Origin of the sequence: Anaeroplasma sp. (assembly GCF_034179385.1) — a bacterium.
Lineage (GTDB): Bacteria > Bacillota_I > Bacilli_A > Acholeplasmatales > Anaeroplasmataceae > Anaeroplasma.
Window position 1 is genome coordinate 1 of record NZ_JAXFPY010000091.1, and the last position, 6,174, is coordinate 6,174.

The window sequence follows — 6,174 nt, forward strand, 5'->3', positions numbered from 1 at the left end:
AGAGCCTTGTAGGAGTGTTTAACCGCACTTTTGCAGGGCTCTTTTTCTTTATAGCAAATAACTACGGAACGAAAGGTCTGTCAACGGAACGATAGATAGGTGCTACGAGAGTTTTAAAAGTTACAACCTTTATCAGCGGAATTACTTTTGTAAATAACTAAATCATTGATTTTTATAATTTTGATTATTTAGTAGTATAATTTATGAAAAGTTTAGGTTATAATGTATTTGCTAAGAAATCTAATTTTATAATAAAATTAAAAAGAACCGTATTTGATAATTAAAATTCTAATTTTTATAAGATTTTGATTTTTCTTATTTTAGTAATTTCAATTAGAAGGAGACTTTTATGGGAAAATTTAAAAGAAAAGGATTCGGACTATTAACTCTTTTTTGCACAATCGCTACTTTATTTAGTTTAACTTCTTGTGGAGGAGACGTTATTGGCGGTGACAATAATGATTTTGAAAACACTGGAGATAAAAATGATAGTGAAGATACCGGAAGCGGTAATAAAGGTGATGAAGGAAATGGTGAGCACACTCATACGTATGTAGAGGAAGTTACTAATCCAACATGCACTGAAAAGGGCTTCACAACATATACTTGTTCTTGTGGCTATAGTTATGTTGATAGTTATGTCAATCCACTTGGACATACTTATTCAGAAAAATGGAGTTATGATACAACACATCATTGGCACTCTGCAATATGCGAACATAGTGAAGAAAAAAGTGATAAAGCAGAACATACTTTTGATGAATCAAGTTGTACTATCTGTGGTTATACTTTAGAAACATCATCAGATTATTTTAATTTCACATTAAAAGTTGATGATACTTATGAAATTAGTGCAAAAAATGTTGATAAAATACCAAAAGATGTAGTTCTCCCTTCAAATTATGAAGGGAAACCAGTTACTAGTATTGGAGATAACGGATTTAGTGGTGCTTATAAATTAACTACGATTAAGATTCCAAATACTATAAAAACCATTGGGGTTTGTTCTTTTGAAAAATGTTCAGCATTAAAAAGCATTTCAATTCCAGAATCAGTTACTGCGATAGGTTGGAGAGCATTTTTTAATAGTTACAATTTAAAGACAATTGAGCTTCCTGAAACTGTTGTTAATATTAGCAGAGATGCGTTTTATAACACAGCTTATTTTAACGATAATAGCAACTGGGAAGAGGGCGCTTTATATTTAGGAAAACATTTAATTAGATATGACTTTACAAAAGCGAATAGTACTGAAGAATATAAAGTTAAAGACGGTACTTTAAGAATTGCTGCTGGTGCTTTTTATCAAGCTGAAGAACTAACAAGTGTGACAATCCCAAGTTCAGTAATTAGTATTGGAGATCTAGCATTTGAGTATTGTAATCTTTTAAAAAATGTACATATTAACGATATTTCGGCCTTTTTTAATATAGATTTCCAAGGTTAAACAGCAAATCCAGTGTGTTTTAAAGGTAATTTGTTTGTAAAGGATACTTTAGTTACAGAAATAAAAGCTAATGATTTAGAAGGATTAACCAGTATCAAAAAATATGCATTACCATGCTGTAATAGTATTGAAAATATTGAATTACCTAACACAATTACAAATATTGGCAAAGGTGCTTTTACAGGTTGTCTCAATTTAAAAAGCGTTACAATTCCTGATAATGTCACAGTTATTGATGATTTTGCGTTTAGCGGCGATCAAGAATTAGAAACTGTAAACATTAGTGAAAATAGTAAATTGGAAATTATCGGAGTTGATGCTTTCTCACTTTGCTATAAACTTTCTAGTTTTTTAATACCTGATTCAGTTACTTCAATTGGCAGTAATGCTTTTATTTACGACAACTTATTAGAAAATGTTATTATCGGTGAAAATAGTAAATTAACAACCATTGGACGCAGCGCATTTTACAGTTGCAAAGCATTAACAAGCATCATTATTCCTCAAAATGTTACTTTAATTTACGATAGTGCATTTGTTCTATCTGGTTTAAAAAAAGCAACTTTTAAAAATCCAAATGGATGGTACACATCATATGAAATTGATGCAACTAGTGGAGTTACAATTTCTTCTGAGAATTTATCGAATCAATTCACTGCTGCACAATATTTAACTAGTAATTATTACGACCGTTATTGGTTTAAAAGCTAGTTCGCAAAATCGTGCAAATTATTATTTTTATCTACATCATAATGTTGAAGTCTTACAATTTTATTAATTCTGTGATATCATTATTCATGGGACCTCCTTTCACTAATTTTTGGGTAAACTAATGATAACATAGGTCCCTTTACTTTTACATTATGCTTTAAAATAACAGGGGGATTTAACTATATTTTTTTATCCCCTTAATATTTGATAGCTAATAGTCATCCCCCTAAATATTTAAATTACTTAAAAGTGTAATATGCACTTTTTTAATGGCTAGAGCATAATACTTTGGAAAGCAATGCCTTCCTTTTTTTGCATTAAAAAATGCCAGCATTTTTGCTGGCACTATTCTTAAAATGTTTTATTAAAATCATAATATATTTTTTCACTATTAGATCTTTTTGCAATGATTTTACAAGATAGTGATTTAATACTAACTTCCTTATCCACCTTTATACAATATGCAATGGTAGATTCTAAATCCATATAGATATCTCCATCTTCATATAGCATTATAGAGAATTCTCCATTCTCATATTTAAAACTATTAATGTATCTTTGAGATACATCATAGCCAAGTGCATATTCAATAACTAATAATTTTTCTTCGTCAAAGTTTATTGGAAGATTATCTAAATACTCCGTTTTCTTGTTTTTGACTTGTACAGGGGAAGGCTTTTTAAAACTGGTATTTTTACTATCTATATAATTATTTAATTCATCTTGTGATTTTATAATAAATGAATCATAACTATTTAGATTACAGCTGGAGAATTGGTAATAATATTCTTCATACATAAATTCATTTTTACATGAAGAAATGAAGAAGATACATAATAAGAATAATAATGCAAAAAGCGCTTTTTTCATTTTTTTCACCCGATTTCATAGGAATAATGCGCTCCGCCATAAATGAAGGATTGGGAAGCCAAAACAAATTCTAATCTGTAAGATTTATTTATTGAGGATTGGTTTTTATAAGTTAAAAAATTCATGTTTGAGTTGATTAGATTTGTTGCAACATAATTACCCGAGAATATATCATAGAGCTTTATTGATACAGTTGAGAAAGAAGGGGTTGTTGGGTTTGCTGAGGCTTGAGAACTAGTACAAGAAGATATAACCAACCAATGAGTTGTAACTTGAATTGATTTATTCGAAGGTATGGTTATATTTTGAACCATTAGATCGTAATTTGATGTAACATTTGGAAAAAGAGTATAATTACCATATTGATTGTTTAGTAGATAATTTCTTGAATTTGAATAGTTTACTAATCCGAACCCACTATGAGTGTCATAGAAGTTGGATTGTGATGGTAATTGTGTACAACCACAATGTAAAATCGTTTTTAGTAAATTGTTTTTTGTTTTTAAAATCGAGAATTCTTCCATTAGTAAAGCACAAACCCCAGTGACCATTGGGGCGGCTAAGGACGTTCCTGTGAATGTACCAATATTTGGAATTATAAGACTTACGCCTGGCGCAGACATATCTGGTTTATAGGAAAATGAATCTAGACTATCATAGCCGCTAGATAAACTTACTTCAAGATTCGAATCAACATTAATAACAGTAAGAATATTCAGTGCTAATCCTGGCGTTGATATATATTGATTATTATTTCCTGGTGATTTTACAATTGTTTTTAGAGTTGAATATGCTACATAATCAAAGTATTTACAAAACATATCATAATGTCCACTATATCCCCAACCTATGCTTAAATTATAAATATCAATATTATAATTATTTAATGAGTATTCAAAAGCATCTATTGCGGATCCTCCAAAAGAATTATAATTAATGCAAAATAAATGTGCATCTGGAGCAATACCGTAATATCCTCCAATTATTGTCGAAACAATATTTGCATGGTTTTGTCCACTAGAACTCGTTCCATAATTTGTTATGAGACTATAATCAAAATTCATAGGATTGTTTATGTTAGATGCATCAATGATTCCAATATTTATCCCATTCCCTGTATAATTTGAATTAATAATACCTATGTCGTTGAATGCTTGTGTAAAAGAATATGAATTGGAACGTGTTGTTTCTTCAAAACATTCTTCAGAATCATAAATTATTGAGTGTAACTCCCCATATTTTATGTATTCACATGATTCAACAGTGCGTATTAAACTGTATATTTTTGAAATGTAATCTTCATAATTGTTATTGAGTTTAATGTTTTTTTCAAAATTTAAAGAACCTCATAAGCAAAAGAAGGTGCTTATGATATGTCTAAATAATTACATTATTAATGTTTCGTTTTGAATAGAATATATTTACTATTGTTACAGTAAAAGAATTATCATCAATAAAATATAAAATTTTATAATTTTTAAAATGTGCTGATCTAATGTTTTTATTTTTCAAGAAATCTTCATCACATAATTTATGTCTTTTTGGTAATTCATTTAAAGAATTGATTGTAGAAATAATTCCAAGAACTATATTTTGTGCAGTTTTAGGCTCAAGTAATATATTTGCAATATAATCATATATTTCATTTAAGCTTTTATTCGCTAAAGAAGAATATTCAATTTTATATTGCATTATTAAATTTCTTCCTTAAATTTAATTCTACATTTTCACTTGAAATAGTAGTACCATTATTGTGTTCTTCAATTGCTTTATCACACATTAAAGCAATTTCATCTTTAGTATAATCTTCATATGCTTTAGGCATATTTGAAATAACTGGTGCAAATGGAATGCCGTTTCTCATTTTAATTTGATTGAAGTACATAGTAATTGCAGTTGTCACAGGAATTCCTAGATTTTTCAATATTTTATCAACATCATTTTTTAATTCAGAATCTATGCGTAATGAAATAGTTGCATCTTTTGGCATTGATAATCACCTCTAGTTACATTATAGTTTAATAATATAACAAAATCAATACAATGTAATGCAAATGTTTACTATGCTTTATGATGGTTCATTACAAAAGTAATTTCCGCTGATAAAGGTTGCAAAAAATAAAAATTGGTTTTATGGTTCGTTTTTGCTGTTATCTTGCAGTTGAAATTAACCTTTTTCTTTTTGCATGGCTATTTTCAATAAAAAAATTGGCAATTGACATCAATAATGTCATTTAGGCACATATAATATCATCAAAGTGAGGATGATATCTATGAATATTAACAATTTAATTAATGAAATTAAGTCCAATTATAATAATGATGAATTAACCCAAATAATAAATGAATTGAAATTATTGCTTGTTAAACAAGAATCTATAGTAGAAACTGAGTGTAAATGTCCACATTGTAATTCAACAAATTTTATTAAATATGGGAAAAGAAACGAATACCAATGCTATATTTGTAAAGAATGCAAAAAAACATTTACTAAAAAAACGAATACCATAACTCATTATAGTAAAATATCAAAAGAGATTTGGGAAAGTTTTATAGAATATGAATTTGCTGGTATGACGTTAAAGGAAGAATCCTATTTTACTCATTTATCTAAAACAACATGTTTTCATATGAGACATAGATTATATTCAATTTGTCATAAATATATGGAAACTATAAAAATGAAAGGCCAAACTGAAATTGATACTTCTTATACTAAAATTAATTTAAAAGGCACAAAACCTAAAAATATGCCTAGATTAAGTAAAAAAGAGGAAATGGATCAGCATTTTCAGGAATAAGTCACCATAAGGTGTGCATTATAGCTGCAACTGACGAAAATGATAATATTTTTATGAGAATTTCAGGATTAGGATCTGAATCATTTGAAAAGTACAAAAAGTATTCATCTACATTCAAAGATTCAAATCTTATAGTAAGTGATTCAAAATCTAGTATAAGTCAGTTTTCAAATCATTTAGGGTTAAAGCATGATAAAATTCCTGTTAAACCAAATCAAAAACGATATACTACAGATAATGGTAATAGTATCCAATCATTAAATGAAATTTGTAAAATAGTTTCAAATATAACACATAAATATCATGGCGTTAATTTAAGATATTTAGAAGAATATATTTCTTTTA

At 28.1% G+C, this 6,174-nt stretch carries 8 protein-coding genes; 4 read left to right on the forward strand and 4 right to left on the reverse strand.

The annotated features are described in order from the left end of the window. Positions 1 to 349 precede the first annotated feature (349 nt). Both SPJ17_RS06090 and SPJ17_RS06095 read left to right on the forward strand, forming a co-directional pair. Positions 350 to 1,447 carry a leucine-rich repeat domain-containing protein gene (locus SPJ17_RS06090; RefSeq protein WP_321093612.1) on the forward strand — a complete coding sequence of 366 codons (1,098 nt, stop codon included), beginning with the start codon at positions 350 to 352 and terminating at the stop codon, positions 1,445 to 1,447. 30 nt (positions 1,448 to 1,477) lie between these two features. Further along, positions 1,478 to 2,158, forward strand: coding sequence for a leucine-rich repeat domain-containing protein (locus SPJ17_RS06095; RefSeq protein ID WP_321093614.1), 681 nt, complete (start codon positions 1,478 to 1,480; stop codon positions 2,156 to 2,158). 351 nt (positions 2,159 to 2,509) lie between these two features. Here SPJ17_RS06095 and SPJ17_RS06100 read toward each other — a convergent pair whose 3' ends face one another. The 4 genes from SPJ17_RS06100 to SPJ17_RS06115 all read right to left on the reverse strand — a co-directional run bounded on the left by SPJ17_RS06100 (position 2,510) and on the right by SPJ17_RS06115 (position 5,018). Continuing rightward, the gene (locus SPJ17_RS06100; RefSeq protein WP_321093618.1) at positions 2,510 to 3,028 is read right to left on the reverse strand and encodes a hypothetical protein; all 519 of its coding nucleotides are present in this window, start codon (positions 3,026 to 3,028) and stop codon (positions 2,510 to 2,512) included. Positions 3,029 to 3,033: 5 nt separating this feature from the next. Then, entirely contained in the window at positions 3,034 to 4,092 is a 1,059-nt protein-coding gene (locus SPJ17_RS06105; protein WP_336624396.1) for a S8/S53 family peptidase, read from the reverse strand. Positions 4,093 to 4,405: 313 nt separating this feature from the next. After that, a complete protein-coding gene (locus SPJ17_RS06110) occupies positions 4,406 to 4,720 on the reverse strand; it encodes a type II toxin-antitoxin system RelE/ParE family toxin (protein WP_321093622.1) in 315 nt (104 codons plus the stop codon). Then, a complete protein-coding gene (locus tag SPJ17_RS06115) occupies positions 4,710 to 5,018 on the reverse strand; it encodes a type II toxin-antitoxin system RelB/DinJ family antitoxin (RefSeq protein WP_321093625.1) in 309 nt (102 codons plus the stop codon). The genes SPJ17_RS06110 and SPJ17_RS06115 overlap by 11 nt, the downstream gene beginning before the upstream one ends. A gap of 283 nt (positions 5,019 to 5,301) precedes the next feature. Between SPJ17_RS06115 and SPJ17_RS06120 the strand changes: the two genes are divergently transcribed. Next, entirely contained in the window at positions 5,302 to 5,829 is a 528-nt protein-coding gene (locus SPJ17_RS06120; protein WP_321093628.1) for a hypothetical protein, read from the forward strand. A 53-nt stretch (positions 5,830 to 5,882) separates the two neighbouring features. Next, positions 5,883 to 6,174, forward strand: a 292-nt coding sequence (locus SPJ17_RS06125) for a hypothetical protein (RefSeq protein ID WP_321093631.1), incomplete at its 3' end; no start/stop codon positions are given.

Excerpts from the sequence above, each read along its gene's own strand:
- SPJ17_RS06105 (WP_336624396.1), bottom strand. The coding sequence starts at position 4,092 with ATGAATTTTGATTATAGTCTCATAACAAATTATGGAACGAGTTCTAGT.
- SPJ17_RS06115 (WP_321093625.1), bottom strand. The coding sequence starts at position 5,018 with ATGCCAAAAGATGCAACTATTTCATTACGCATAGATTCTGAATTAAAA.
- SPJ17_RS06110 (WP_321093622.1), bottom strand. The coding sequence starts at position 4,720 with ATGCAATATAAAATTGAATATTCTTCTTTAGCGAATAAAAGCTTAAAT.
- SPJ17_RS06100 (WP_321093618.1), bottom strand. The coding sequence starts at position 3,028 with ATGAAAAAAGCGCTTTTTGCATTATTATTCTTATTATGTATCTTCTTC.
- SPJ17_RS06090 (WP_321093612.1), top strand. The coding sequence starts at position 350 with ATGGGAAAATTTAAAAGAAAAGGATTCGGACTATTAACTCTTTTTTGC.
- SPJ17_RS06120 (WP_321093628.1), top strand. The coding sequence starts at position 5,302 with ATGAATATTAACAATTTAATTAATGAAATTAAGTCCAATTATAATAAT.